This is a genomic window from Tenacibaculum sp. E3R01 (assembly GCF_003318185.1).
Classification (GTDB): Bacteria; Bacteroidota; Bacteroidia; order Flavobacteriales; family Flavobacteriaceae; genus Polaribacter; species Polaribacter halocynthiae.
The window spans coordinates 79,152-103,869 of the sequence record NZ_QOCC01000017.1 but is presented as its reverse complement, the minus strand read 5'-3'; the positions used below and the strand labels follow the sequence as shown (position 1 = coordinate 103,869).

The 24,718-nt window shown below is 28.3% G+C and carries 27 protein-coding genes; 15 read left to right on the top strand and 12 right to left on the bottom strand.

Annotated elements, in window-relative coordinates; genetic code table 11:
- Positions 1-3: 3 nt before the first annotated feature.
- The 4 genes from DS884_RS04465 to DS884_RS18770 form a co-directional block, all read right to left on the bottom strand.
- Positions 4-414 carry a DUF6557 family protein gene (locus tag DS884_RS04465; RefSeq protein WP_113785931.1) on the bottom strand — a complete coding sequence of 137 codons (411 nt, stop codon included), beginning with the start codon at positions 412-414 and terminating at the stop codon, positions 4-6.
- Between the two features lie 74 nt (positions 415-488).
- Positions 489-1,883, bottom strand: a complete 1,395-nt coding sequence (locus tag DS884_RS04460) for a pyridoxal phosphate-dependent decarboxylase family protein (protein WP_113785930.1) — start codon at positions 1,881-1,883, stop codon at positions 489-491.
- A 125-nt stretch (positions 1,884-2,008) separates the two neighbouring features.
- A complete protein-coding gene (locus DS884_RS04455) occupies positions 2,009-2,374 on the bottom strand; it encodes a cupin domain-containing protein (protein WP_113785929.1) in 366 nt (121 codons plus the stop codon).
- A gap of 10 nt (positions 2,375-2,384) precedes the next feature.
- Positions 2,385-3,338 carry a bifunctional helix-turn-helix transcriptional regulator/GNAT family N-acetyltransferase gene (locus DS884_RS18770; protein WP_113785928.1) on the bottom strand — a complete coding sequence of 318 codons (954 nt, stop codon included), beginning with the start codon at positions 3,336-3,338 and terminating at the stop codon, positions 2,385-2,387.
- 151 nt (positions 3,339-3,489) lie between these two features.
- Between DS884_RS18770 and DS884_RS04445 the strand changes: the two genes are divergently transcribed.
- The 7 genes from DS884_RS04445 (at position 3,490) to DS884_RS04415 (ending at position 8,581) form a co-directional block, all read left to right on the top strand.
- Positions 3,490-3,840 carry a DoxX family protein gene (locus DS884_RS04445; protein ID WP_093871472.1) on the top strand — a complete coding sequence of 117 codons (351 nt, stop codon included), beginning with the start codon at positions 3,490-3,492 and terminating at the stop codon, positions 3,838-3,840.
- 1 nt (position 3,841) lies between these two features.
- Positions 3,842-4,246 carry an OsmC family protein gene (locus DS884_RS04440; RefSeq protein WP_113785927.1) on the top strand — a complete coding sequence of 135 codons (405 nt, stop codon included), beginning with the start codon at positions 3,842-3,844 and terminating at the stop codon, positions 4,244-4,246.
- Between the two features lie 3 nt (positions 4,247-4,249).
- Positions 4,250-4,780 (top strand): NADPH-dependent FMN reductase, encoded by a 531-nt coding sequence (locus DS884_RS04435; RefSeq protein WP_113785926.1) that lies wholly within the window; start codon positions 4,250-4,252, stop codon positions 4,778-4,780.
- Between the two features lie 87 nt (positions 4,781-4,867).
- On the top strand, positions 4,868-5,305 hold the full coding sequence (locus tag DS884_RS04430) for a MarR family winged helix-turn-helix transcriptional regulator (protein WP_093871469.1): 438 nt from the start codon (positions 4,868-4,870) through the stop codon (positions 5,303-5,305).
- A gap of 9 nt (positions 5,306-5,314) precedes the next feature.
- Entirely contained in the window at positions 5,315-6,181 is an 867-nt protein-coding gene (locus DS884_RS04425; RefSeq protein ID WP_113785925.1) for a pirin family protein, read from the top strand.
- 191 nt (positions 6,182-6,372) lie between these two features.
- Positions 6,373-6,795, top strand: a complete 423-nt coding sequence (locus tag DS884_RS04420) for a hypothetical protein (RefSeq protein ID WP_113785924.1) — start codon at positions 6,373-6,375, stop codon at positions 6,793-6,795.
- 10 nt (positions 6,796-6,805) lie between these two features.
- Positions 6,806-8,581 carry a hypothetical protein gene (locus DS884_RS04415; RefSeq protein ID WP_113785923.1) on the top strand — a complete coding sequence of 592 codons (1,776 nt, stop codon included), beginning with the start codon at positions 6,806-6,808 and terminating at the stop codon, positions 8,579-8,581.
- Between the two features lie 71 nt (positions 8,582-8,652).
- On the opposite strand, the gene lpdA is transcribed toward DS884_RS04415, so the two are convergent.
- The gene (gene lpdA / locus DS884_RS04410) at positions 8,653-10,041 is read right to left on the bottom strand and encodes a dihydrolipoyl dehydrogenase (RefSeq protein ID WP_113785922.1); all 1,389 of its coding nucleotides are present in this window, start codon (positions 10,039-10,041) and stop codon (positions 8,653-8,655) included.
- A gap of 277 nt (positions 10,042-10,318) precedes the next feature.
- The gene (gene argS, locus DS884_RS04405) at positions 10,319-12,091 is read right to left on the bottom strand and encodes an arginine--tRNA ligase (RefSeq protein WP_113785921.1); all 1,773 of its coding nucleotides are present in this window, start codon (positions 12,089-12,091) and stop codon (positions 10,319-10,321) included.
- Positions 12,092-12,270: 179 nt separating this feature from the next.
- On the opposite strand from argS, the gene DS884_RS04400 reads away from it, so the two are divergent.
- Together DS884_RS04400 and DS884_RS04395 are read left to right on the top strand one after the other, a co-directional pair.
- Positions 12,271-12,816, top strand: a complete 546-nt coding sequence (locus tag DS884_RS04400) for a YkgJ family cysteine cluster protein (RefSeq protein ID WP_093871463.1) — start codon at positions 12,271-12,273, stop codon at positions 12,814-12,816.
- 358 nt (positions 12,817-13,174) lie between these two features.
- Entirely contained in the window at positions 13,175-14,002 is an 828-nt protein-coding gene (locus DS884_RS04395; protein ID WP_113785920.1) for a sterol desaturase family protein, read from the top strand.
- A 53-nt stretch (positions 14,003-14,055) separates the two neighbouring features.
- On the opposite strand, the gene DS884_RS04390 is transcribed toward DS884_RS04395, so the two are convergent.
- The 3 genes from DS884_RS04390 to DS884_RS04380 form a co-directional block, all read right to left on the bottom strand.
- Positions 14,056-14,286, bottom strand: coding sequence for a hypothetical protein (locus tag DS884_RS04390; protein ID WP_113785919.1), 231 nt, complete (start codon positions 14,284-14,286; stop codon positions 14,056-14,058).
- A gap of 134 nt (positions 14,287-14,420) precedes the next feature.
- Positions 14,421-14,609: a hypothetical protein gene (locus DS884_RS04385; protein WP_093871460.1), complete on the bottom strand. Its 189-nt coding sequence runs from the start codon at positions 14,607-14,609 to the stop codon at positions 14,421-14,423.
- A 101-nt stretch (positions 14,610-14,710) separates the two neighbouring features.
- Complete coding sequence (locus tag DS884_RS04380; RefSeq protein WP_113785918.1) at positions 14,711-15,286, bottom strand: adenylosuccinate lyase; 576 nt, start codon at positions 15,284-15,286, stop codon at positions 14,711-14,713.
- Positions 15,287-15,331: 45 nt separating this feature from the next.
- Between DS884_RS04380 and DS884_RS04375 the strand changes: the two genes are divergently transcribed.
- The gene (locus tag DS884_RS04375) at positions 15,332-16,036 is read left to right on the top strand and encodes a toxin-antitoxin system YwqK family antitoxin (RefSeq protein WP_233487108.1); all 705 of its coding nucleotides are present in this window, start codon (positions 15,332-15,334) and stop codon (positions 16,034-16,036) included.
- A 65-nt stretch (positions 16,037-16,101) separates the two neighbouring features.
- Here DS884_RS04375 and DS884_RS04370 read toward each other — a convergent pair whose 3' ends face one another.
- Entirely contained in the window at positions 16,102-17,796 is a 1,695-nt protein-coding gene (locus DS884_RS04370; RefSeq protein ID WP_113785916.1) for a T9SS type A sorting domain-containing protein, read from the bottom strand.
- Between the two features lie 165 nt (positions 17,797-17,961).
- On the opposite strand from DS884_RS04370, the gene mnmA reads away from it, so the two are divergent.
- Genes mnmA through DS884_RS04345 form a run of 5 tightly spaced genes read left to right on the top strand, consistent with a single transcriptional unit; the run spans position 17,962 to position 23,291 of the window.
- On the top strand, positions 17,962-19,149 hold the full coding sequence (gene mnmA / locus DS884_RS04365) for a tRNA 2-thiouridine(34) synthase MnmA (protein WP_113785915.1): 1,188 nt from the start codon (positions 17,962-17,964) through the stop codon (positions 19,147-19,149).
- Positions 19,150-19,193: 44 nt separating this feature from the next.
- Positions 19,194-20,804, top strand: a complete 1,611-nt coding sequence (locus DS884_RS04360) for a S8 family serine peptidase (RefSeq protein WP_113785914.1) — start codon at positions 19,194-19,196, stop codon at positions 20,802-20,804.
- A gap of 10 nt (positions 20,805-20,814) precedes the next feature.
- Positions 20,815-21,630 (top strand): toxin-antitoxin system YwqK family antitoxin, encoded by an 816-nt coding sequence (locus DS884_RS04355; RefSeq protein WP_113785913.1) that lies wholly within the window; start codon positions 20,815-20,817, stop codon positions 21,628-21,630.
- Entirely contained in the window at positions 21,630-22,568 is a 939-nt protein-coding gene (locus tag DS884_RS04350) for an NAD(P)H-dependent flavin oxidoreductase (RefSeq protein ID WP_113785912.1), read from the top strand. Before DS884_RS04355 ends, DS884_RS04350 begins: the two co-directional genes overlap by 1 nt.
- 3 nt (positions 22,569-22,571) lie before the next feature.
- Positions 22,572-23,291, top strand: a complete 720-nt coding sequence (locus DS884_RS04345; protein WP_113785911.1) for an aspartyl/asparaginyl beta-hydroxylase domain-containing protein — start codon at positions 22,572-22,574, stop codon at positions 23,289-23,291.
- 5 nt (positions 23,292-23,296) lie between these two features.
- Here DS884_RS04345 and DS884_RS04340 read toward each other — a convergent pair whose 3' ends face one another.
- Complete coding sequence (locus DS884_RS04340; RefSeq protein ID WP_113785910.1) at positions 23,297-24,088, bottom strand: tetratricopeptide repeat protein; 792 nt, start codon at positions 24,086-24,088, stop codon at positions 23,297-23,299.
- Complete coding sequence (locus DS884_RS04335) at positions 24,088-24,642, bottom strand: RNA polymerase sigma factor (protein ID WP_093871450.1); 555 nt, start codon at positions 24,640-24,642, stop codon at positions 24,088-24,090. Before DS884_RS04335 ends, DS884_RS04340 begins: the two co-directional genes overlap by 1 nt.
- Between the last annotated feature and the right edge of the window lie 76 nt (positions 24,643-24,718).

Sequence of the window (24,718 nt, the reverse complement as noted above, 5' to 3'; positions counted from 1 at the left end):
TAATTAATTTTCAATTTTCTCTAGATTAGAATCAATTTCATTTTCACTAAAACCTAAAAATGTCATTTCGTACAATGAGTGTGCAATTATTTCAGCATTTGTGAAATTTTTTAAACTAATTGGGTGAATTTTCATGGCAAGCCATTTTTTCCAATTTATAGCTGAAATATTATATGAATTACCTAACTCATTAATTTCACCAATTCCAGAAACTCGAATATAAAAATCTTCGCCTTCAATTTCTACTTTCTGTATAAAAAGAATAAATTCATTTTCTACAATAGGAAGATTATTTAATTCTATAAATACTTTTTTAAAAGTAGAAATAGTATTTTTTAACTCAGGATAATATTTTATTAACTCAAGTTGAATATCTTCCCAGTTACAATTGTTTATTATGTTTTTTAAAATCAAATTTTTAATAATTATGAGGTATAGTTAATTAATAACTTAAAAAGGTGTTCTATTCAAATTAAATAAAAAAGTATTTATTTTTTTGATTTTTCTAGTGCTTTTTCAAATGATTTGACAGCTTTTGTAATATCACTTTCTGTTGTTGCCCAAGAGCAAATACTAACTCTCATTACTTTTTTTTCAAACCATATTGAACCTCCTAACCAACATTCTCTTAACTGTTGAATATTAAGTAAAACATTCTCTGTAATTTTATCTGAATCACATCTTACAATTACTTGATTAAAAACAATTTCATTTTCAACATAAAAGCCAGTTATTTTTTCTATTTCATTGGCAAACTGTTTAGCTCTTTGGTTCATTGTTAAAATCATTTCATCGATTCCTTTTTTTCCTAGATATTTCATTATTGACCATAACTCTATTATTCTAGCTCTACGAGACATTTCAGGAGTATAAAACATCCCATCCCTTTCCGAGCTTTCTACAATATAACTACCAGACATATGAAGTGCAGAAGTCATAGCTTCTTGATCTGCACATAGTATAATTCCACAATCATACGGAGTATTTAATGTTTTATGACCATCTACAGCCCAAGAGGAAGCATTTTCAAGCCCTTTAGTTAAATATTTTAATTCATTTACTGCTTCGGCCCATAATCCGAAGGCTCCATCAATATGTACCCAAGTATTGGCTTTTTTAGCTTTTTCACAAATAATTTCAAAATTATCGAAAGCTCCACTGTTTACATTACCAGCCTGTAATACCAAAATAGTGTTTGCATCCAATTCAGGAATTTCTTCGGGTATAATTCTCCCTTGTTTATCTACATCTACCCATTCTATATTTTCTTTGCCTAAGCCTAAAATACCTACAGCTTTTAAAACTGTAGAATGTGCTTGTTTACTTGTAACAATTCTTATTTTGGGTGAATTTCTAAGCCCTTTTTCATTGATGTTCCAATTGTTTCTTTCCAAAATTCGATATCTAGCAGCAGCTAAACCACATAAGTTTGCTGTTGATGTTCCACTAACAAATCCTGCTGAGGTTTTTTTTGGTAAATTAAATAAATTTACAAGCCATTTTTCTACAACAGATTCTAATTTACTACCAATGGGAGAAAGAACATTCATTGCTGGTGCTTGATCCCAGTATGTGCCTAGACTTTTTGCAGCTAATCCTACCGGAACAGCACTCCCAGCTACAAAACCAAAATACCTACCGCCTAATGTTGCAGTAGTAGCTGGGTTACCATATGTATTTAATTGCTCAATAACTTTTGTAGCTTTTGTTGAATTTTCAGGAAGTTCTTCATTAAAAACAGACAAATTATCTAGTGCTTCTTCTGAAGGATAAACGTTCCTATTAAAAATAGAATTTAAATATTCATACGAATATTGTTGTACTTGGTTAAATATTTCTTTGCTTCTAATTTCTTGAAACATTTTATTTTGAATTTCACTCATTTTTTCTAATTAGTATTAACAATTTATTACCTATTCACTAGATTGTTTTAATCATAGTGATTGAATTTTATCTAATAAAGATTTAGATGTATCGATTGAAGTTTTAATGCTTACTATAATAAATACTAATATTTTTGGTCATCAATAGATTTTGTAATTGTAGATTCTACATCGCCAGTATGTTTTGCAGATTTAGTTTCAATAAGCATGATTAAACAATCTTCAGATGAAGAAACTCTATGGTTTATACCTTTTGGTACAACAAATAAATCGCCAGTATTCATTATAAAATTAGGTTTATTTTCTATTTCCATTAAAAGAGAACCTTCAATAATATAAAATAACTCATCTTCTTTATCATGATTGTGCCAAGGAATTTCTTGACCTTTAATTTTTGCTATTTTAACGTATTCATCATTAACTTCAGAAATTATTTTAGGGGAAAAATAGTTTTGTAATTTATTAGCCTCTTTATTTAATTCTATTTTCATAATTTAAAAGTTAGTTTAGGTTTAATTTCATTTTAATATCACTTCGTTCATATGGAGAGTCTTCTTCAACAGGAATTTCAATGAAGTTATATTTCCTATAAATATAAATAGCGTTTTCAAGTTTTCTATTAGAGTATAATATTAAGCTCTTAAAGTTATTTTTAGTAGCAAAGTCAATGCAATGTTGCATTAATAGTTGACCAATTTTATGGCCTCTGTAATTTGGTGACACTGCCATTTTTGTTAACTCATAAGTACCATCTTTTGGCATTAGAGCAACGGTTCCAACAATTTCAGCGCCTAATTTTGCAAAGAAAATATGTCCTCTTTTATTAATAATATATTTTTCAGGATTACTTAATACTTCTTCATCAAAGGCTTCTACATAAAAGAAGGATTTTAACCATTCAATATTTAAGTTGTAGAAAGAAGTTGAGTACTCATTTTTAAAATCTACAATTTCAATTGTTTTTGTTGTTGTATTCATTTTTACATGTTCAATTATCGCTTGACTAAAATCTTTTTGATTAAATTTTTCTTCTAAAATATTTAGATGTTCAATTAATGAATTTGATTGTATAGCGGTGTATTCTTTAATAATATGTTCAATACTTTCCCAAAGTGGAGTTATCTTTTGTATTAGTTCAATTCCTTTTTTTGATAGGAAAATAATTTTCTTTCTCTTATCATGTTTATCTTCTTTTAGTATTATAAGTTGTTTTTTTATCAGTTTGTTAAGAGTTTGAGTAGTTGCGGGTTGTGATGTTTTTAAACTAGCATTAATCTCAGTATTCGTAACACCATTTTTATTTTTAATGATTTTGAAAATAGGAAATAAATAGGGGTCGAAATCTATATTAAATTCGTTATATACTAGTTGAGTTTCTCGCATCATATAGTCACTAACCCTTTTAAGTCGTGACCCCATGCCAATTTCTCCTATACCTTTTAATGCGTCTACCATATTTTAAATAAGTATTTATATAAGTACTTATGCAAATATAATAAATTTTTAATATCAAATTAATTTATATTAGTATAAATAATATTTTCCGTAAAATTATATGCCATGGAAAATAAAATGTATATTTGCATTAAATTTAAAATATAACACAATGAATAAGAATAAAATTATTTTTTACGTATCAACAGGTTTATTGACTTTGTTAATGTTGTTTTCAGCAGGAATGTATTTTTTTAATCATGCAGAAGTTGCAGGAATGTTCACAGGGTTTGGATATCCAACTTATATAATATATCCATACGCAATTGCAAAAATTTTAGGTTTAATTGCCATTTGGTTTTTTAAAGGAAAGTTTTTCAGAGAATGGGCGTATGCAGGATTCTTTTTTGCTTTTATTTTGGCGTTTTTTGCGCATGTAATGATTTCAGATGGTGGGCAATTTGCAGCTTTAGTGGCATTAATTTTATTGGTTGTTTCATATATCTTTGATAAGAAAGCATAATATGGCAACAACAGTTTCTAAAGTAACATTGAGTAATCGTGATTATTTAGCTGAGTCTAAAATGAGAAATCACTTTGTAGTTATAGATGAACCAACTAATAAAGGAGGTGATGATAACGGTCCTACACCAGTTGAGTATTTATTAACAGCAATAGGTGGATGTGTATCAATGACACTTAGGATGTATGCAAAACACAAAGGGTGGGATTTAGGTAAAATAACAGTTAATGTTTATCAAAAGGAAAAATTAACTTCTGAAGGTGTTCAAAAAATATTAGAAGAAGAAATTTCTTTTGAAAAAGAAGTAACCGATAAACAAAGAAAAAGATTATTGGAAATAGCTGGTAAATGTCCAGTAGCAAAAATGGTAAAGGGTGAAACACCTATAATTTCAAAAATTAAATAAAAAATGAAAAAAGTAGTAGTATTTGCAGGTAGTAATAGTGTTAATTCAATTAATAAACAATTAGCAGAGTATGCAAGTAGTTTGTTAGATAATGTTGAAGTATCAGTTTTAGATTTAAATGATTTTACACTTCCAGTTTACGGAATTGATGAAGAAACAAATAATGGTATTCCAAAAAATGCAAGTAAGTTCTTAGATGAAATTCATGGTGCTGATGGTATTATACTTTCTTTAGCAGAACATAATGGTAATTTTTCAGCAGTTTTTAAAAATGCATACGATTGGATGTCAAGAATTCAGCAAAAATTGTGGAATAATATTCCAATGCTTTTAATGGCAACTTCACCTGGGGCTAGAGGAGGAAGTTCAGTTCTATCTATAGCAAAAGCCGGTTTTCCTTATATGGGAGGAAGAATTGTAGCAGATTTTTCTTTACCCTCTTTTTCTGAAAATTTTAAAGACGGTGGTTTAATTAATGAAGAGTATAATGACCAACTAAAAGAATTGGTTAATAAGTTAAAAACTTCATTATAATTTGAGTTTACATATTATGAATTGTAAATATATTCCTTGGTAATTATTTAAGGTTTTTATAATTTTGTAAGAGAAAAAATAAAAGAAATGGGAGATATTTCAAAAGACATTAAATCAACGTTTCCAAATGATAAAGTAAAAGCTTTTATTAATATTAAATATACTGCAAATTGGTTGACGAGTAAGGAGAATGAATTTTTTAAACCTTATGGTATTTCACCACAGCAATATAATATTCTTAGAATTTTACGAGGAGCAGGTAAGCCAGTAAAAGTACAATTAATAAAAGATAGAATGATTGAACGTGCACCCAATGCAACACGTTTAATGGATAAATTATGTGATAAAAAGTTTATAGAAAGATATAGATGCAATACAGATAGAAGAGTAGTGTTTATAAAAATTTCTGAAAGTGGTTTAACATTACTATCTGATATTGGTAATACCATTGAATTTGATTTTTTTGAAAATTTAACTGAAGAAGAAGCTGTACAGTTAAGTGATTTATTAGATAAATTAAGATAAAAAAATAAAATGGATTTAAAAATAGTTCATAAAATAAGTGAGAGTCCTATAGTAAATATGGGGAATATTAGGTTACGACAACCTTTGCCAGTTGAAGGTATAGAAATGGTTGATCCTTTTTTATTACTTCACCATTATGGGCCTTATGCTATTAGTCCTTTTAATAATCCTTTTGATGTAGGTGCACATCCTCATAGAGGTTTTGAACCAATAACTTTATTATTTAAAGGAGAACAGTTGCATAGAGATTCTTTAGGTAACGAAGTGATTGTAGAAGCAGGTGATGTTCAATGGGTAACAGCAGGTAGAGGAATTGTACATTCTGAAGGACCTACAAAAGAATTTATTGAAAAAACCGGAGATTTAGAAGGAATCCAATTGTGGCTTAATCTTCCTGCTAATAAAAAAATGATTCCTGCTAACTATCAGCATATTAAAGCATCACAGATACCTATTGTTGAAAATATTGATAAAAGTATTTTATTAAAAGTAATTGCTGGAGGGCAGAAGAATAAACAAGGGTTAATAAAAACGCAAACTTCAGTAAATGTATTCACTATTGAAGCTAAAAATAACGGAAAAATTGAGTTTGATGTTCCTGAAGGTCATAAAGCACTTGTGTATTTATTACAAGGTAAAGCTATTATAAATAAAGAAACGACTTTATTGAAAGGTGAAAACCAAATGATAACTTTTAAAGAAGAAGGAAGTAGGATTGAGTTAGAAGCTGAAAAAGGAAGTGTATTGTTGTTCCTTTCTGGTGAACCAATTAAAGAGAAAGTAACATCTTGGGGGCCCTATGTAATGAATTCACAAACTGAAATAATGGAAGCTTTAAGAGATTATAAACAAGGTAAAATGGGTTTTCTATATTAGAAATTAATATTTAAATAGTTTTTATAAAAGTTATGCACTTAAAAATCTCAGCGTTAAATTTAACGTTGAGATTTTTTATTTAAGTAAAAGAAGTATAGGGTAATAACTAATAAAAATTAGTGCAAAACCTTTTGTAGTATTTAATTAATTTTCAATATTTTGTAAACAACTAAAAACTATAACCAAACATTATGATTAACCCTATTTTCTTATCAGAAACAAACAAAGCTGATGCAGAAGCAACATTGAATGATTTATTCAATGATCCAGTTGTAATATTATTAGTAATAGGTAATAGCAATACAGCTGAAACAGTTTTAACAAAAATATCTTCTTTAATTAATTCAGATGATCATTTTTTTAAAGGAGTTCGTGTAGTTCAGGCCAAGAACCCTGTATTGCTAAATGACTTATTGAGTAGTCTACATGTAAATCCTAGATTAGATACAATAAAATGGGATGCTATTCAAGAATACATCTTTTTTTCAATTACTAATGTTTTTAATAATATTGGAGATGCAGTGTTAACACAAAAGTATGCTAATAAGCCTATGTATTATATAGAAAGATCAATTTTTAGAGCCTGGGCATTTGATAAAAATTTAAGTATTTAAAAAAGAAAAGATGAAAGCATCACATTATATTTTTTTAGTTTTATTACTCATACAAAGTATAACTAGTATAGGACAAGAAAAAGTTATTTCAGTTTTGGAAAGAGATAGAGATGGCGGTTACGAAAAAAACAAGGATGATTATAAAAATAACATAGTTGTTGATATTAATAGTGTTTTACAAATTGATCTAAATAAAAATGTAATTTTAGAAAAAGCAAGACAAAACACAAATGGAGTTTCAACTAGTATTGTAGAAAAAATAAAGTTTTTCACTAAAATATTGGAGTCTAGGAAAAGTCTTTTAAAATCATTTAATGCTACTTTGAGTGCTTATAATTACAATGAATTTAAAGAAGATACTAGTAATGAAAAAAACAAGGAATGGGCTAGAGAAATGAGTAAAATAGCCAGAGACGTTATTGATTTAGCTGATATTTTAAAAGAGGAGAATGTTAATTTTCAAAGGTACAGGTTGGAATACATGTATGATGCAGCTCAAAAAGAATTAGATAAATTAATAAAGGAACTTGAAGAATATGCAGATAAAGAAGGTGTTTATGTTCAATTTGGTGCTTGGTTATCTAATAATGGGCAAACAGAGTCATTACACTTACCTGGTTTTGACTCTATAGCACCTAAAAAACCGTATGAGGTACAACGTTGGCAAATTTTACCTACTGAAGAACAGTTAAAAGAATTTGAAGAATTCAGTAAATTAGCTCAGGAGAATAAAACTAGTGGACTTACGGCTTTAAAAAATATAGTAAATAATCAATTAACTTATTTAAAAAAGATATTTTCTAATGAATTAGAAATGCTTGTAAATCAAATTAATGAAGATTTAAGAGCGCTACCTGTTGCAACAGAGGTAAATCAAATTATTGTTGATTTTACTAGTTTTAAAAGCGATTTAGAAGTTTTTGAGAAAGAAATTAAAGAACGAGTTACTTATTATGAAAATTTAACATTTAATAATCAGAGTATTGTTTTTCAAGTGATATCTCAAATTAAAAATGATATAGATTTAATAGATAAAGAAGGAAAGAAACTTTTAATAAAGAGTACTTCATTATATACTAAAATTAAAGCGTTAGGAAGTCATGAAAATTTAGAGAGTACAGTAAATAAATTAAAAGATAATTTAGATTCATGGATAAGAATTGCCTTTAACAATGAAATTGTAGGTGCTATAAATGAACTATTATCAGGGACACCTATTGATTTTTCATTGTTGAAATTTAGTAATAAAGTATTTAAATTATCATTAAAGGATATACCTAAGCAAACGGATTTAGATTTAATAACTACAGGAAAAAGAAAAAGTGGAGATAGAATTGCTTTTAAGTTAGAAGTTAATTCAAAGAAAAAATTATTATATAGTGAAAATAGAGAGGTTTATATGTATAAAGTTCTTCCTCATTTAGAAGGATCTGTAGGTGTTATTTTTGCTGATCCATTAGCAAATACTGAAGTAAAAACGCAGTTTCAAATGGCACCATATTATAATTTAATTTTTAAAGGTATTTGGGATCAAAAAGCACGAAGAAAAAGTGTCACTTATAATAGAATTTTTGATTGGGGAGTAGGTTTACATATGTCTGCACCAGATTTTGATGCTGATGATGTTCCCGAGTTAGGAGTTGGTGTTGTAGTTTCTTTACTTCATGATTATGTGCAGTCTGGGATAGCTATTAATGTATTTACTGGTGATCCTTATTGGTTTTTTGGACTAAAATTACCAGTACCTTCATTTAACATTGGTACAGTAAGATCTACGAATAATTAATTATTACAGAATAAAAAAAGAGCGCATCTTGCGCTCTTTTTTTATTTATATAAAAATGTTTTCTGATTTTTTTATAAATGAATTACTTCATCATAAGCATCAGCAACAGCTTCCATTACCGCTTCACTCATAGTAGGGTGAGGGTGAATAGCTTTTAAAACTTCATGTCCTGTAGTTTCTAATTTACGACCTAAAACTGCTTCTGCAATCATATCTGTAACACCAGCTCCAATCATATGGCAACCTAACCATTCACCATATTTAGCATCGAAAATTACTTTAACAAAACCATCTGGAGTTCCAGCTGCTTTTGCTTTTCCTGATGCAGAGAATGGGAATTTACCAACTTTTAATTCATAACCAGCTTCTTTTGCCTTGGCCTCAGTTAATCCAACTGAAGCAATTTCTGGAGTAGCATAGGTACAACCAGGAATGTTTCCATAGTCAATAGCTTCTGTATGTAAACCTGCTAATTTTTCAACACAAGTAATTCCTTCAGCAGAAGCAACGTGAGCAAGTGCAGGCCCAGGAGTTACATCACCAATTGCGTAGTATCCAGGGATATTAGTTTGATACCAATCGTTTACTAAAATTTTATCTCTATCAGTAATAATTCCAACATCTTCTAAACCAATGTTTTCGATGTTAGTTTTAATACCAACAGCGGATAATACGATGTCAGCTTCTAAAATTTGTTCTCCTTTTTTAGTTTTAACTGTTGCTTTTACTCCATCTCCAGAAGTATCTACAGATTCAACAGAAGAACTTGTCATTATTTTAATACCTGATTTCTTAAAAGAACGTTCCATTTGTTTAGAAACATCTTTATCTTCAACAGGAACAATAGTTGGCATAAATTCAACGATAGTTACCTCAGTTCCCATAGAATTATAGAAGTGTGCAAACTCAACACCAATAGCACCAGAACCTACAACAATCATAGACTTTGGTTGTTTTGGCAAACTCATAGCTTCACGGTAACCAATTACTTTTTTACCATCTTGAGGTAAGTTTGGTAACACTCTTGAACGAGCACCTGTAGCTATAATAATAGTATCAGCACTATATTCAGTAACAGTTCCATCTTCAGCAGTAACATCTACTTTTTTACCAGGTTTAACTTTACCAAAACCATCAATGATGTCAATTTTATTTTTCTTCATTAAGAACTGAACTCCTTTGCTCATTCCTTCAGCAACACCACGACTACGCTTAATTACAGCTTCAAAGTCTTTATCAATAGCTTCAGCTTTTAATCCATACTCATCAACATGTTTTAAATAATCATATACTTGAGCAGATTTTAATAAAGCTTTTGTAGGAATACATCCCCAGTTTAAGCAAATTCCACCTAAGTTTTCTTTTTCTATTACAGCAGTTTTAAAGCCTAATTGAGATGCTCTAATAGCTGTTACATAACCTCCAGGACCACTTCCGATTATTAATACGTCGTATTTCATGTCGTTTATTTTACTTGTTGTTTGTTATATTATTATTCTACGGTTTCAATGATTTTACTAATAAAAATCACAAATAAATTGTTTTGGGCGTTTTAACGGGCTTTCCTCTATATCTTTTTAAAACGTGTCATTACGAAGTTTACTTTTTTGTAAACTGTGGTAATCTCTTAATCCTATGAGATTACTTCGTCCCTTGTCCTCGTAAAGACGCTTACTTTATAATGTTTTAAAAAGGATGCCGCCCTAATCCCTAACGCAGGAATACCTGCTAACTTTTCTACATTCTTTCAGGAACCTGAATTCCTAATAAATTAAATGCAGACTTTATAGTATTAGCAACTTTTTTAGCTAGCTGAACTCTAAATGTTTTTTTATCTTGATCTTCTTCTCCTAAAATATGTACGTTTTGGTAGAAAGAATTAAACTCTTTAACCAATTCGTAGGTGTAATTTGCAATAACTGCTGGTGAATAATTATTAGCAGCTTGCTGAATTATTTCAGGATATAATTCTAATTGCTTAATTAATTCTTTTTCTTTATCGTGTAATTCAATAGCTACAGGTTGAGAATAATCAAAAGTTGCTTTTCTTATAATTGATTGAATTCTAGCATAGGTGTATTGAATAAAAGGCCCTGTATTTCCTTGAAAATCTACCGAAGATTTTGGATCAAATAAAATTCTCTTTTTAGGATCTACTTTTAAGATAAAGTATTTTAAAGCTCCTAATCCAATAATTTTATACAATTCTTCTTTCTCTTCATTAGAATATCCTTCTAATTTCCCTAATTCTTGAGAAATAGTACGCGCTGTATCAGTCATTTCATCCATTAAATCATCTGCATCTACTACTGTACCTTCACGAGATTTCATTTTTCCAGAAGGTAAATCAACCATTCCGTAACTTAAATGATGCAGTTGACTAGCCCAAGAATACCCTAACTTTTTAAGAATTAAGAATAATACTTTAAAGTGATAATCTTGTTCATTACCAACTGTATATACCATTCCACCAACATCAGGCATGTCTTTAGAACGTTGAATGGCAGTACCAATATCTTGCGTCATATAAACAGCAGTTCCATCTGAACGTAATACTAGTTTTTCATCTAAACCTTCATCAGTTAAATCACACCAAACAGAACCATCTTCCTTTTTAAAAAAAACATTCGTTTTTAACCCCTCTTCAATAACATCTTTACCTAATAAGTAAGTATTACTCTCGTAGTATAATTTATCGAAATCTACACCTATATTTTTATAAGTAACATCGAAACCTTTATACACCCATCCATTCATAGTTTCCCATAAAGCAACAACCTTTTCATCACCAGATTCCCATTTACGAAGCATTTCTTGAGCTTCGATAAATAACGGAGCTTGCTTTTTTGCATCATCTTCAGAAATACCAGAAGCAATTAACGCAGCAATCTCTTTTTTATATTCTTGGTCAAACTTCACATAATAATTACCTACTAATTTATCACCTTTTAAACCTGTTGAGTTTGGAGTTTCTCCGTTACCGAACTTTTCCCAAGCCAACATAGACTTACAAATATGAATACCACGATCGTTAATAATCTGAGTTTTGTAAACTTTTTTTCCAGATGCTTTTAATATTTCAGCAACCGAATATCCAAGTAACACATTTCTAACATGCCCTAAATGTAAAGGTTTGTTGGTGTTAGGAGATGAATATTCAACCATACGAGCATCAATCTTGTTTTCATTTACAAAGCCATATGAAGTGTTAGTTGAAATTTGGTTAAAGAAGTTTACATAAAAAGAATCGTCAATTACTAAATTTAAAAAACCTTTAACTACATTATAATTAGTTATTTCTTCTATGTTTTCTACTAAGTACTTACCTAAATCTTCACCAATTTGAACTGGATTTCCTTTTTTGTACCGCAGTAAAGGGAACACAACAACAGTGATGTCTCCTTCAAAATCTTTACGAGTTGCTTGAAATTCAACACTTGGAATTTCAATATTATACAAGGCTAAAAATCCTTCTTTTACTTTAGTTTCTATTAAGGTTTGAATACTCATTATTTATTAAAAATTGATGTGCAAAATTACATAATTTATTTGGATGATATTTAAAGTGATTCTAACAATTTATATAGGTATTTTTGCAATGATTTAAAATGCTAAAAAGGCGTCTAGTTTTCTTTTAGATTTTAAGAAAATAATTAATAGAATTATAGTTATATTTAAACTGTTGAATGATGGATAAAGATTTAGAAAATTTAGAGAAATTAGCAAAAGACGCTTTAGAAGAGAATAAAAAATATTTTCAACTTTTAAAAAAGAGAACGCCAAAACGTTTAGACTTAATAGTTAGAGAAATTCATGATGAAGAGTTTGAAAAAACCGATTGTTTAGACTGTGGTAATTGTTGCAAAACAACATCTCCAATTTTTACTGATAAAGATATTGAACGAGTAGCAAAACATTTAAAAATGAAAGTTCATAACTTTGTTGATCAATATTTAGAAAGAGATTCAGACGATTTTATGGTGTTGAAATCTGCACCCTGTACTTTTTTAGATGAACGAGATAATTCTTGTTATATTTATGATGTTCGGCCAAAGGCATGTGCTGAATATCCACATACCAATCGTAAAAAGTTTGCTCAAATTTCAGATTTAACAATAAACAATACTGAGATTTGCCCTGCTACTTATAGAATTGTTGAAGAATTAAAAAAGCGCTTACCTTTAAAATCTAATGAAAAAGTTAGAAGATCACCTAGAGCTAAAAAGCAACGATAGAATTTTTAGTGTAATGAATTGGTGTAAGGGTTGTTATTTTTAATTTTAAGAAGCTTGAATATAACTTAGTAAAAAATAAAAAGACAGATATTTAGAAAAATATTTTTCAACTTTAAGTAAGTCAGGGCGAGAATTATGTAGCTTTATAAAATTAGGGTTATCAAATAAAAAAATATCTACTCTTAGAAATGTATTACTTGAAGCGGTTAGTTAGGTCAAGTAGATTTCGATTAGGAAAAAAAATTAAACTTTACATCAAAAAGATGAAGTAGAAGTTTTTTTACAAAAATTGTAGATTATTAAAAAAGAAAAGACTAACTCAAAACTTTTTTTTATTTTTAAGGAAAACTAGTACATATTGGAAACCCTTATAAATTATTTTGAAACAATTCCTTCAGCTCATAGAAGTTTAATACTTGTTGGAGGAATAACTTTTTTTTGGTTACTCGAAGGCGCCATACCATTATTTAATTTTAAGTACAATAAATGGAAACATTCATTTCCTAATTTGTTTTTTACAGGAACTACTATTGTAATTAATTTTTTGTTGGCTTTTTTATTATTAAAAACGGCTGATTGGGTGCAAGAAAATAACTTTGGACTAATAAATAGTTTACCTAAAATGCCATTATGGCTTTATGTTTTTTTAGGAGTATTTTTCTTAGATTTTTTTGGAGCTTATTTAGCACATTTTGTAGAGCACAAGGTAAAGCCGTTATGGATGGTACATTTAGTGCATCATACAGATCATAAAGTAGACACCACAACAGCAAACAGACATCATCCTATTGAAAGTATAATACGATTCATATTTACTTTATTAGGTGTGTTTTTAGTAGGAGTTCCTATTGCAGTTGTTATGTTGTATCAATCTTGTTCTTTAGTTTTAACTCAATTCAATCATGCAAATATTAAAATGCCTAAAAAATTAGATAAGATATTGAGTTATGTTATAGTTTCTCCAGATATGCATAAAGTGCATCATCATAATTTATTGCCTTATACTGATAGTAATTATGGGAATATTTTTTCTATTTGGGATAGAGTATTTGGTACTTATATGGAATTAGACCGCGAAAAAATAGTATACGGTGTTGATACATTTCCAGATGAAGAAATCAACTCTAATTTAAAAGAGTTGTTAAAACAACCTTTTCAAGGGTATAGAAAGCCTACTAATATCTAATTAAAAATAGCCATGTTTTTTACATGGCTATTATAGTTTGATTTCTTTTAAGATTATGGTCTAATATGATCGTTGTAATTAAACTCAAAATAGTCATCATCACTAGCAGCAACTTCTGCAATAGGTGAACAGTTCACTGAAGAAGACGATACATCAGTACCAGAATTAAAACTTGATCCATCAGCTTTAAAGCATAAATAATCATTGGCACCTCCATTGATTACTTTTTTTTTAGCATTATTTAACTCTTGAACACCACTTAAACTTAAAATTTTTTTTAACATAACTTATAATTTAATTATTAATATTGTTATCAATGTAGAATGATTTGATGATATAAAAGTTGAAAAGTTTTCGAAAGAAGTAAATTTGTTTCCGAAAATGATTAAATATTATTTTCAAGGGGAAAAAAGTTAGATTAAAATACAGGAACTGTAGGAACACACATAATATAATCTCCAGATAAATCAATGTTTGAATCCCAACAATTACCATCTTCATAGCAAACAAAAGCTAAATCGTAAGTAACACAACCTCCTGTAACTTTTTTTAAATCAGAAGTTTTTAATTTTTTAACACCCTCTAATCTTTTAATTTTTTTTAACATAATATATAATTTTAATTAATTACAATTAATTTATAAAGGTTTTTGTTAAAAAAAGGTAAAGACTTTTCAAAAGAAATAAATTTGTTTCCGAAATGAATGTTTTATGAATGTTTACTAATTAGTTCTAATATTTTAGTACCTCTAGCTTTACAGCCTTTACTTTCATGTATTATTTTAGTACTAATTAAGTGTTTTAGTTCGGGATGAATCCAATTTTTTTGTAAGCCGAATAAATAAAGGGTAGTCATTGTATATGCTCTAACAGCTATTTTTTGATCGGTAATAAGCCAGTCAAACCCCGTTTCAACAATTTTATCAATATGATTTTCTGTTAAATTAAATTTGGTATCATTTTCTTTTTTGGAGGTATATGCTGTGGCTAAATGTTCACATATTTTAGCACAAGGTCTTATAGCACTATCAAAATACACTTTTGAAATATTTTCAGTAAATATATCAAGATATAGATGTATGTTATTTATACCATGATGAGTACAAATCCATTCTAATACCCAAGCAGCTTTTATTGAAATTTTATTGCTAGTGTCAAAAGTTAATTCAACTAAGAAATTTACTAACTCAGGTTGTTCTAATACAATATTTGCTGCATTATTTCGATTAACTCTTGCAGGGTTATCCATATTTTTTAGTACAGTAATTAAAAAATCAATACTCATATTGGTATGGTTTATGTAAATTTGAATCGTAAAAGGAGTAACAAAATGATAAATATAAAAAGGATATTTTCAATCACAATTTTATTAGTAATGTTTTTTACAGTAACGATGAGTGCTCAAAAAACAAATCAATTTAATAATAAAGGTAAAAGAACTGGAGTTTGGAAAAAGTTTTATAAAAACGGAAAAATTAGATATCAAGGTGAGTTTAAAGATGGTAAAGAAATAGGAATTTTTAAATTTTATTCAATTACTTCATCAACTCAACCAACTATTATTAAGGAGTTTTCTTTAGTTAATAATGTAGCTGATGTAAAGTTTTATACTATTACAGGGAAGTTAAAGAGTAAAGGAAAAATGAAAGGAAAAAATAGAGAAGGTACATGGCTTTATTATTTTCCTAATGGAAAAAAAATTATTTCTGAAGAGAATTATGCTAATGGAAAATTGGATGGAGTATTAAAAAACTACTATACTAATGGAAAGCTAACAGAAGAAACATATTATAGTCAAGGGAAAAAACATGGAACTTCTAAAGTTTTTACTGAAGATGGTGTTTTGATAGAAGATGTAAGCTATGAAGAAGGAAAATTACATGGTGAAGGGAAATACTATGATTTGAAAGGAAATATAAAAGAAAAAGGGAACTATAAAAAAGGTAAGAGAGATGGTAAATGGGAATTTTATATGGATGGTGAAGTAGTTACAAAGAAGAAGAAAAATAAGTTATCTGAGTTGAAAAATAAATAAACTTACATATTTAATATTTTTTTAAAGAGCTATTGTATTTATAAATGCAATAGCTCTTTTTAATATTATTTTTTTATAATTTGTAAAACTTCAGTTGTGTTTTCGTAGTTTATTCGTATAAAATAAAGCCCTTCTTTCAAATTTGAAATAGAGATTTTATTTGAAGGATTTTCCTTTTTTTCAATAAAATTTCCTTTTATATCATAAAATACAGCTGAATTAATTTTTAAAAAAGTATTAATGATTATATAATTATTTGTTGGGTTTGGGTAAAGAGTAGTGATGATTTTTGATTCAGGTTTAAATGATTTTACATGAAGAGAGTTACTCACATTTTTTAGTTCGTAAGCTCCAATATCAAATGCATTGTTTTGAGGTCTGCTAATTCCATTAAAATCATTAGTAATACCAAATTTTACTAAATCTTCACCTGTATCTACCATACTAGAGCTACTGTTTTTTGGAGTATAATTATTATTTAATGAATCTGAAAAACCAAGTGTATCAATATTTTTTGAAAGTAAATTAGAACTGATATATTTTTTCAGCATGTTTTTTTCATCTGGAGCATTAAAGTCAAAATAGTTTTCATCAATATTTTTCCATGTTCCAGTAGTTTCATAATTATTACCTGGATTTACAATAATATTATTTACAAAATAACTAGGAATAGAAGATTGTAGTGTATTTAATAAATTTGGATTTGAACTTTCTGTAATATGAGTATATAATTTAACGCCTGATTTTTCAGGGTTTATAATTGTATTGTTTAAAACATAATAGGCTCTAGTTTTATCTTCCAATTGATGTCTACTATGTATAAAAATAGCATCAGATTTTGGATTAATCATCACGTTATTATATATCATTGTACCACTTTGAGTACTTATAAACTGCATTCCTTTACCATCGTTTAAGTTTTTGATATAATTATTATAAACTGAGTAACGACCACCTCCAATACTCATTGCAAATTTTTGATATCCATTATTTGTAGATGTACCATAACCAGTTATAGTATTATTATAAATTTGTCCATTTTTTCTCACTAAATTTACTTGAATACCATCCCAGCCAACATTTTCAATACTATTATTATATATTTCAATGTTTTCTAACCAATGAGGAAAAGCATATTCATCATTACATTTTAATCTTGTTTTAACTTTATATCCATCTGTGCTACCTATATAAAACCCTTCACCTTCAGTGTCTTTTATATAATTATCATGAAGTTTAATGTTTTTCATAATAAATCCATTTCTTCTCCAGGTTTTTGGGTTATTACATCTCGGATTTGTTTTTGCCATAAAACCAGCGAAACCAGCACGTTCTACTTTAATATGATCCATTTCTATATCACTACTAAACTCAGTAATTCCTATAGCAGTTGTATTTGCTGTAACAATAAATCCATATTTGTTTTCAGTATTACCAGTACCTGTAAATTTTATAAAAGTACTTTCTTTTAATTCTATAGCTGGATATGTTGTTTCAGAGAAAATAACTTTTCCTCCATCATTTTTAAAAATTAAAGGGTTGTTTTGTGAGCCATTAAAATTAACTAGTCTAATCCCTTTATATTCACCACTAGCAATACAAAAAATATCACCAGGTTTATAATCAAATGAGTTACCATTAATAAGGTTGAAATTTGTAGCACTCAAATTGGATATGTAATGATCACAATTACAATTGTTTTGAGCAATTAGTATGGCTGAATGTAGAATTAGGGTAAAAAAATAAATACTTTTTTTCATAATTATATAGGTTAGTTGTTTGTGTAAAATTAAAGAGAACTTAAAAAAAAGGGGTAACCCTTTTCGGGTGAAATTTCAGTTGATTTCTGTGTTAATTGGAATTATATTGAAATGATTAATTATTGAAAAGGTATTCGTAAATTTGCACCTCACTAAAAGTAAATAATGAAAAGAGTAGTAGTAGGACTTTCAGGTGGTGTTGATAGTAGTGTTACGGCACACTTATTAAAAGAACAAGGGTATGAGGTTATAGGTTTATTCATGAAGAATTGGCATGATGATACTGTAACTATATCTGATGAATGTCCGTGGTTAGAAGATAGTAATGATGCAATGATTGTTGCTGAGAAATTAGGAATTCCATTTCAAACTGTTGATTTAAGTGAACAATATAAAGTACGTATTGTAGATTATATGTTTAATGAGTATGAGAAAGGAAGAACTCCTAATCCTGATGTTTTATGTAATCGTGAAATTAAATTTGATGTATTTATGGATATTGCATTAAGTTTAGGAGCAGATTATGTTGCTACAGGACATTACTGTAGAAAAGCAGAAGAAATTATTGATGGTAAGCCTGTATATAAATTATTAGGTGGTAAGGATACTAATAAAGATCAATCGTATTTTTTATGTCAGTTATCTCAAAAACAATTATCAAAAGCTTTATTTCCAATTGGTGAATTAACGAAGCCAGAGGTTAGAGAGATAGCTAAAGAGGCAGATTTAATAACAGCTGATAAAAAAGATAGTCAAGGTTTATGTTTTATAGGTAAAGTACGTTTACCAGATTTTTTACAGCAAAAATTACAACCAAAAGAAGGGGTTATTATTCAAATACCCTCAGATTTTGAGGGATATAATCGTTCAGTTACTCAATTTGAAAATAAAGAGGCTGAATTAGCGTATTTTTCTACAAAGTTTGTATACACGAAAGAAGATGGTAAAGTTGTAGGAAAACATCAAGGAGCTCATTATTTTACAAAAGGACAACGTAAAGGATTAGCAGTAGGAGGAACAAAAGAACCTTTATTTGTTATAGAAACTGATGTTGATGAAAATGTAATTTATACTGGAGAAGGAAAAAATCATAAAGGATTATACCGTAATGTTTTATTTGTTTCTAATGAAGAATTACATTGGGTACGTAAAGATTTAGCATTAAAATCTGGTGAAACTTTGGAAGTAGAAGGAAGGATACGCTATCGTCAAAAATTAGAAAAAGCAATGTTACATAAAGTTGAAAAAGGATTATATGTTGAATTTGATAATCCACAATCAGCAATTCAAGAAGGTCAATTTGTAGCTTGGTATAAAGAAGAAGAGTTACTGGGTTCAGGAGTTATTAGTTAGCTTGTTTTTATAAAAATAATAATAAAAGTAGTAATTTAGTCAACATGAAAAAATTACTACTTTTTTGCGTTTTATTATTTAGCTCTTATCTCTTTTCTCAAGAAGATGCATGGGTTATTTTGAAAGATAAACCTAGTGCTTCTAACTATTTATCTAATCCTTTAACTATGTTATCCCAACGTTCTTTAGATAGGAGAACGAAACAGAAGATAGCATTAGATGAAAAGGATGTACCAGTACATAGTAGTTATTATAATCAAATTAAAGGAGCTGATGGTATAACAGTTTTAGCAAAGTCAAAATGGTTAAATGCAATTCATATTAGAGGAGAAAAATCAAAAATTGATGCTTTAAAAACTACATTTAATTTTATAGATAAAATTGAATTTGCTAATAGATCATTAAACGCTAGAACTACTGTTTCAACAAAAAAAGTGAAAGCATCACATTATAATAAATTTTCATCAGTAAAAGAAGACTTCAATTATGGGTTAACTTCTAGTCAAATAACTATGATAAAAGCTGATTTTTTGCATAAAAAAGGTTTTACAGGTAAGGGAATGCAAATAGCTGTTATTGATGCAGGTTTTCCAAATGTAAATATATTAAGTGCTTTTAAAAGGATTAGAGATAATAATAAAATTCTTGGAGGTTATGACTTTGTTAACAGAAGTACTAACTTTTATTCAGGTCATAATCACGGAACTAATGTTTTGTCAGATATTTCAGGATATATTAAAGATCAATTTGTAGGAACAGCGCCTGACGCATCGTTTTATCTTTTTATTACAGAAGATGTTTCTAATGAAGGACCTTTAGAAGAAAGTTTGTGGGTTGAGGCTGCTGAAAGGTCAGATAGTTTAGGTGTAGATGTAATTAATACATCTTTAGGGTATACTACATTTGATAACGCAAATTATAGTCATACCTATGCTGATATGGATGGGAAAACAGCTTTTATTTCAAGAGGAGCAGAAATAGGAGTTTCAAGAGGTATGATATTGGTTACTTCAGCTGGGAATGATGGTAATAAATCATGGAAATATATTTCTGCTCCAGCAGATGCTGCTTCTGTTTTTACGATTGGAGCTGTTGATGCCACAGAAACGATAGCCTCTTTTAGTTCATTTGGACCTACAGCAGATGGAAGGGTAAAACCAGATGTTTTAGCACATGGACGTAATGTTTATGTTATCAATCATCAAACAGGAATTCCATCAACATCAAATGGAACTTCTTTTTCTTCACCGGTTATGGCTGGAGCAGTAGCGTCTTTTTGGCAAGCTTTTCCTTCAAAAACGAATGTAGAAATAATGAATATGATTAGAGAGTCTGCAGATAAATATAGCAATCCAACAAATCAGTATGGGTATGGTGTACCAGATTTGGAACAGGCGTATAATAAAACATTGTCATCAGAAGATAATGACAAAGAAGAGTTTAAGATATTTCCAAACCCTGTAAATGATCATTTAATAATTTCTTTTACTGATACTATTAATGAGGTAATTGTTTATAGCGTTCTAGGACAAGAAGTATACAAGAACATTTCTAACTCTAATATAATAAATGTGTCATCACTTAATAAAGGTGTATATATATTACAAATTAAAAGTGGAAGGAAAATTGAAAAAATTAAGTTTATAAAAAAATAAGAAATTAAAATTGAAAAAGAATTTTATTATTATAACATTATTGTTGTTATGTGTAAATAATTTATTTAGTCAAAAAGATTCAATTGTAAATTATATAAACCATAAAGAAAAAATTACAAAAAGAAAAAAAGAAGCTAAATTTATAGAAACTATAGTAAAAAAGGATACTATTTGGGTAGGATCACTTTATTTTAGAAATGGAAAATTAGCAAAAAGAGGAGCTTATAAATTTAAAGATAAGAAAAACCCACAAGGGAAATTTGTTGAATTTTATAGAAATGGAAATTTAAAAAAGACATTTTCGTTTAATAAAGATGGTGATTTAAATGGTATTGTTAAATCATGGTTTTATAATGGAGGTGTAGATAATACATTATTTTATATTAATGGAGTAAAGACTGGAATATGGAAGTATTACCATACTAACGGGAATATAGCCTGTAGGCAATATTTTTCTAAAGGGAAGTTAATGAAAACATTATTATATAACGAAAATGGTGTAAAAGTAAAAAAAGAGTTGATAGAGCGTAAAAAACTTTTATTTAAAGGAGGAGATAGTAAGGTTTTTTTTAAAAGAATTAAAAAAATGTACAGTACATTAATTACATCAGGTTTTCAGATAAATGGAAGAGTTTATTTAAATTTCATAGTAACCTCTAAAGGAAAAATGATTGTAAATACAAGTGATAAAATACCAATAGATTTAAAAAATAGGTTAAAAATTTATTTCAAAAATATAAAAGGATGGGAACCAGCTATTCATATGAGTAGAAAAGTCCCCGTTCATTTTAGTACACCATTTCATTTTTATACAAGTTTTAATTAATGCAAAATAAAATAACAACATTATTTAATATAGAATACCCTATTATTCAAGGAGGAATGATATGGGTAAGTGGTTGGAAACTTGCTTCAGCAGTTTCTAATGCAGGAGGTTTAGGATTAATAGGTGCAGGTTCAATGTACCCTGATGTATTAAGAGAGCACATTCAAAAATGTAAGAAAGCTACAAATAAACCTTTTGGAGTTAATGTACCAATGTTGTATCCTGATATAGAAAAAATCATGGATATTATTATTGAAGAAGGAGTGAAAATTGTTTTTACTTCAGCAGGAAACCCTAAAACATGGACAAATTTTTTAAAAGATAAAGGTATTACAGTTGTTCATGTTGTAAGCTCTGTTAAGTTTGCTTTAAAAGCTGAAGCTGCTGGAGTTGATGCAGTGGTATGTGAAGGGTTTGAAGCTGGCGGACATAATGGGCGTGAAGAAACAACTACTTTTACATTAATCCCCATGGTTAAAGAACAAGTTAAAATACCTGTAATTGCAGCTGGAGGAATAGGGTCAGGTAGAGGAATGTTAGCAGCAATGGTATTAGGTGCAGATGGAGTACAAGTAGGTAGCCGTTTTGCAGCTACGATAGAGTCATCAGCTCATGATAAATTTAAAGAAACAATAGTTGAGGTTAAAGATGGAGGTACTCATTTAACATTAAAAGAGTTAGCTCCTGTTAGATTGGTAAAGAATAAATTTTACAATGAAGTACAAGAACTGTATCAGAAGAACCCTACAATAGAAGAAATTAAAGATTTATTGGGGAGGGCTCGTGCTAAACGAGGAATGTTTGAAGGTGATTTAGAGGAAGGCGAATTAGAGATAGGACAAATAGCAGGATTAATTCATAAAATAAAACCAGCTAAAGATGTATTAGATGATATAATTAAAGAATTTACTAGAGTTAAAAGTGAAATGCTAGGATAAATAATGGAAAAAGAAAAAGGGGTTAGGTTTTTAAAATTACCTTTTCAGTTTAATGTTGAAAAACTTCAGAATGAGTTACAAACAATTGTTACTTCTAAATGGAATGATCATTTTAATAAAACAGGTTACGAAGGGAGTTGGAAATCAATAGCTTTATATGCTGAAAATGGTGATGAGAATAATATTTATGCGTCCATAGAAAAAGTAAAAATAACTGAAACTCCTTTCTTAAAAGAATGTCCATATCTTAAAGAAGTTATAAATACCTTTAAAAGTTTATTAATTTCAGTAAGATTACTAAACTTAGAAAAAGGCTCAAAAATAAAACCTCATAGAGATTATAAACTTGGATATGAAGACAATTGTTTTCGTATCCATGTTCCTATAATTACTAATAATAAGGTAACTTTTTTATTAGATGATGAAATTGTTGATATGAAAGTTGGAGAATGTTGGTATACAAACGTAAACTATATACATTCAGTTTCAAATTTAGGAGATACAGATAGAATTCATTTAGTTATTGATTTAGAAAGAAACCAATGGTCAGATAACTTATTTTTTTCTCTTGCTGAAAAGGAACGCTTTTTTATACTTGAGAATTCTTCTCAAGTACATGATAAGGCAACCATTCAACAAATGATAAACGAACTTAAATTACAAAACACGCCAGCATCCAAAGAACTAATTATTCAATTAGAAAATCAACTGTTAATTAAATAAATCTCCTATTTTATATTTTTAATTTTCTCTGAGAGCTCTTTAGCTTTAGTATAATTATAATTTTCTTTGTTATTAAGGATTATAGTTAACGTTTTTTTAGCATCAGTTAATTTATTCTGATTCAAAAGAATTAAAAGCTTATACCAATACCCTCTTGAGCTTTCTAATGAGTTAGTGTTTATTAATTTGTCAAAAATAATAGAAGCATTTTTAAAATCGTTTAACTTGACATAAGAAGTTCCTATGTAGATTAATTCATAAGGAGCTTTATTTGTAGGTATATTAAAAGCAATAATTTTTTTATATTCTTTAGCGTTGTACAGTATTTCTAATTCTGAAAGAGTATTACTTTCTCCTTTTTCAATTAAAGAAGGTAGGTTGTTCCAATCAGCATATTCATTATATAAACTTAGAGAATTTTGTTGGGAGTTGTAAAATAACATAAAAGAAATTAAAATAACCGCAGCTATTGAAGCAATAAACTTGGTTACTAGTTTTATAGTTTTTTTATTTGAGTTTTTATATTTTTTAGTACTTTCTTTAATAAATTTTGAAGTTTGTCTTAATTCATCTGACTTTAATTGTTGTTTAATGTCATTAATTAAATTGATGTTATAAATATTTTGATTGTGTTGAATGCTAGGATCCTCAAAAGATTCATGAATTGCAATTTGAAGTAAAACTTCTTCTTTAAGCAATTCATCTGATTTTATTTTTTTTTCAAAAATAGAACGTTCTTCTATGTTCATTTCGTTATGTAAGTAACGTTCAATTTCTTCTTGTGTTTTTTCTTCCATCACTTTAGTTTGTTATAACGACGATCCTTTTTTATTAATGAAATCAACTTAGTTTTACATTTAAAAACTCGTTGTCTAATAGTATTTATTGTACTATACGAAAACTCTTCTAATAATTCTTGATACCCCATTCCATTAAAATAGTTACCTAAAATTTCTTTACAATTTGAAGAGAGTTTATGAAAAGCATCTCGATATAAATCTCTTCTTTCTTGTTGAATAATTAATAAGCTTAAATCATCATCTTTATCTTCTAGTGGTAAAACATTATTATTTATTACCTGTTTATTTTTATTTTTTAATGAAGTTTTCCAAATGTTTTTACAAATGGTGAAAAAATAGCCTTCAAAAGAGTTTATTTTTAAGGCTTGTTTTTTATGAGCAACTATTAAGTACATTAAGGCATCATGAAAAACATCTTCTACATCTTCTTCTTTTCCTTTATTGGCTAAAATAAAAGAACTAACTTTTCTATAAAATTTTGTGTATATCTCTGCAGTTATTTTTTCATTCCCTTTCAATAAAGCATTTAAATACCTTTCACTTTCTGTCATAAATTTAAAATATAGTTCAAAAATAAATTAATTTAATAAAATAAATGGGTAATGATTTTAATAATTTTAAGCCTAT

Bases quoted from the DNA above. Each gene is read 5' to 3' on its own strand.
- DS884_RS04460 (WP_113785930.1), bottom strand. From the start codon at position 1,883: ATGAGTGAAATTCAAAATAAAATGTTTCAAGAAATTAGAAGCAAAGAA.
- DS884_RS04455 (WP_113785929.1), bottom strand. From the start codon at position 2,374: ATGAAAATAGAATTAAATAAAGAGGCTAATAAATTACAAAACTATTTT.
- DS884_RS18770 (WP_113785928.1), bottom strand. From the start codon at position 3,338: ATGGTAGACGCATTAAAAGGTATAGGAGAAATTGGCATGGGGTCACGA.
- DS884_RS04445 (WP_093871472.1), top strand. From the start codon at position 3,490: ATGAATAAGAATAAAATTATTTTTTACGTATCAACAGGTTTATTGACT.
- DS884_RS04440 (WP_113785927.1), top strand. From the start codon at position 3,842: ATGGCAACAACAGTTTCTAAAGTAACATTGAGTAATCGTGATTATTTA.
- DS884_RS04435 (WP_113785926.1), top strand. From the start codon at position 4,250: ATGAAAAAAGTAGTAGTATTTGCAGGTAGTAATAGTGTTAATTCAATT.
- DS884_RS04430 (WP_093871469.1), top strand. From the start codon at position 4,868: ATGGGAGATATTTCAAAAGACATTAAATCAACGTTTCCAAATGATAAA.
- DS884_RS04425 (WP_113785925.1), top strand. From the start codon at position 5,315: ATGGATTTAAAAATAGTTCATAAAATAAGTGAGAGTCCTATAGTAAAT.
- DS884_RS04420 (WP_113785924.1), top strand. From the start codon at position 6,373: ATGATTAACCCTATTTTCTTATCAGAAACAAACAAAGCTGATGCAGAA.
- DS884_RS04415 (WP_113785923.1), top strand. From the start codon at position 6,806: ATGAAAGCATCACATTATATTTTTTTAGTTTTATTACTCATACAAAGT.
- lpdA (WP_113785922.1), bottom strand. From the start codon at position 10,041: ATGAAATACGACGTATTAATAATCGGAAGTGGTCCTGGAGGTTATGTA.
- argS (WP_113785921.1), bottom strand. From the start codon at position 12,091: ATGAGTATTCAAACCTTAATAGAAACTAAAGTAAAAGAAGGATTTTTA.
- DS884_RS04400 (WP_093871463.1), top strand. From the start codon at position 12,271: ATGGATAAAGATTTAGAAAATTTAGAGAAATTAGCAAAAGACGCTTTA.
- DS884_RS04390 (WP_113785919.1), bottom strand. From the start codon at position 14,286: ATGTTAAAAAAAATTTTAAGTTTAAGTGGTGTTCAAGAGTTAAATAAT.
- DS884_RS04385 (WP_093871460.1), bottom strand. From the start codon at position 14,609: ATGTTAAAAAAAATTAAAAGATTAGAGGGTGTTAAAAAATTAAAAACT.
- DS884_RS04380 (WP_113785918.1), bottom strand. From the start codon at position 15,286: ATGAGTATTGATTTTTTAATTACTGTACTAAAAAATATGGATAACCCT.
- DS884_RS04375 (WP_233487108.1), top strand. From the start codon at position 15,332: ATGATAAATATAAAAAGGATATTTTCAATCACAATTTTATTAGTAATG.
- DS884_RS04370 (WP_113785916.1), bottom strand. From the start codon at position 17,796: ATGAAAAAAAGTATTTATTTTTTTACCCTAATTCTACATTCAGCCATA.
- mnmA (WP_113785915.1), top strand. From the start codon at position 17,962: ATGAAAAGAGTAGTAGTAGGACTTTCAGGTGGTGTTGATAGTAGTGTT.
- DS884_RS04360 (WP_113785914.1), top strand. From the start codon at position 19,194: ATGAAAAAATTACTACTTTTTTGCGTTTTATTATTTAGCTCTTATCTC.
- DS884_RS04350 (WP_113785912.1), top strand. From the start codon at position 21,630: ATGCAAAATAAAATAACAACATTATTTAATATAGAATACCCTATTATT.
- DS884_RS04345 (WP_113785911.1), top strand. From the start codon at position 22,572: ATGGAAAAAGAAAAAGGGGTTAGGTTTTTAAAATTACCTTTTCAGTTT.
- DS884_RS04340 (WP_113785910.1), bottom strand. From the start codon at position 24,088: ATGGAAGAAAAAACACAAGAAGAAATTGAACGTTACTTACATAACGAA.
- DS884_RS04335 (WP_093871450.1), bottom strand. From the start codon at position 24,642: ATGACAGAAAGTGAAAGGTATTTAAATGCTTTATTGAAAGGGAATGAA.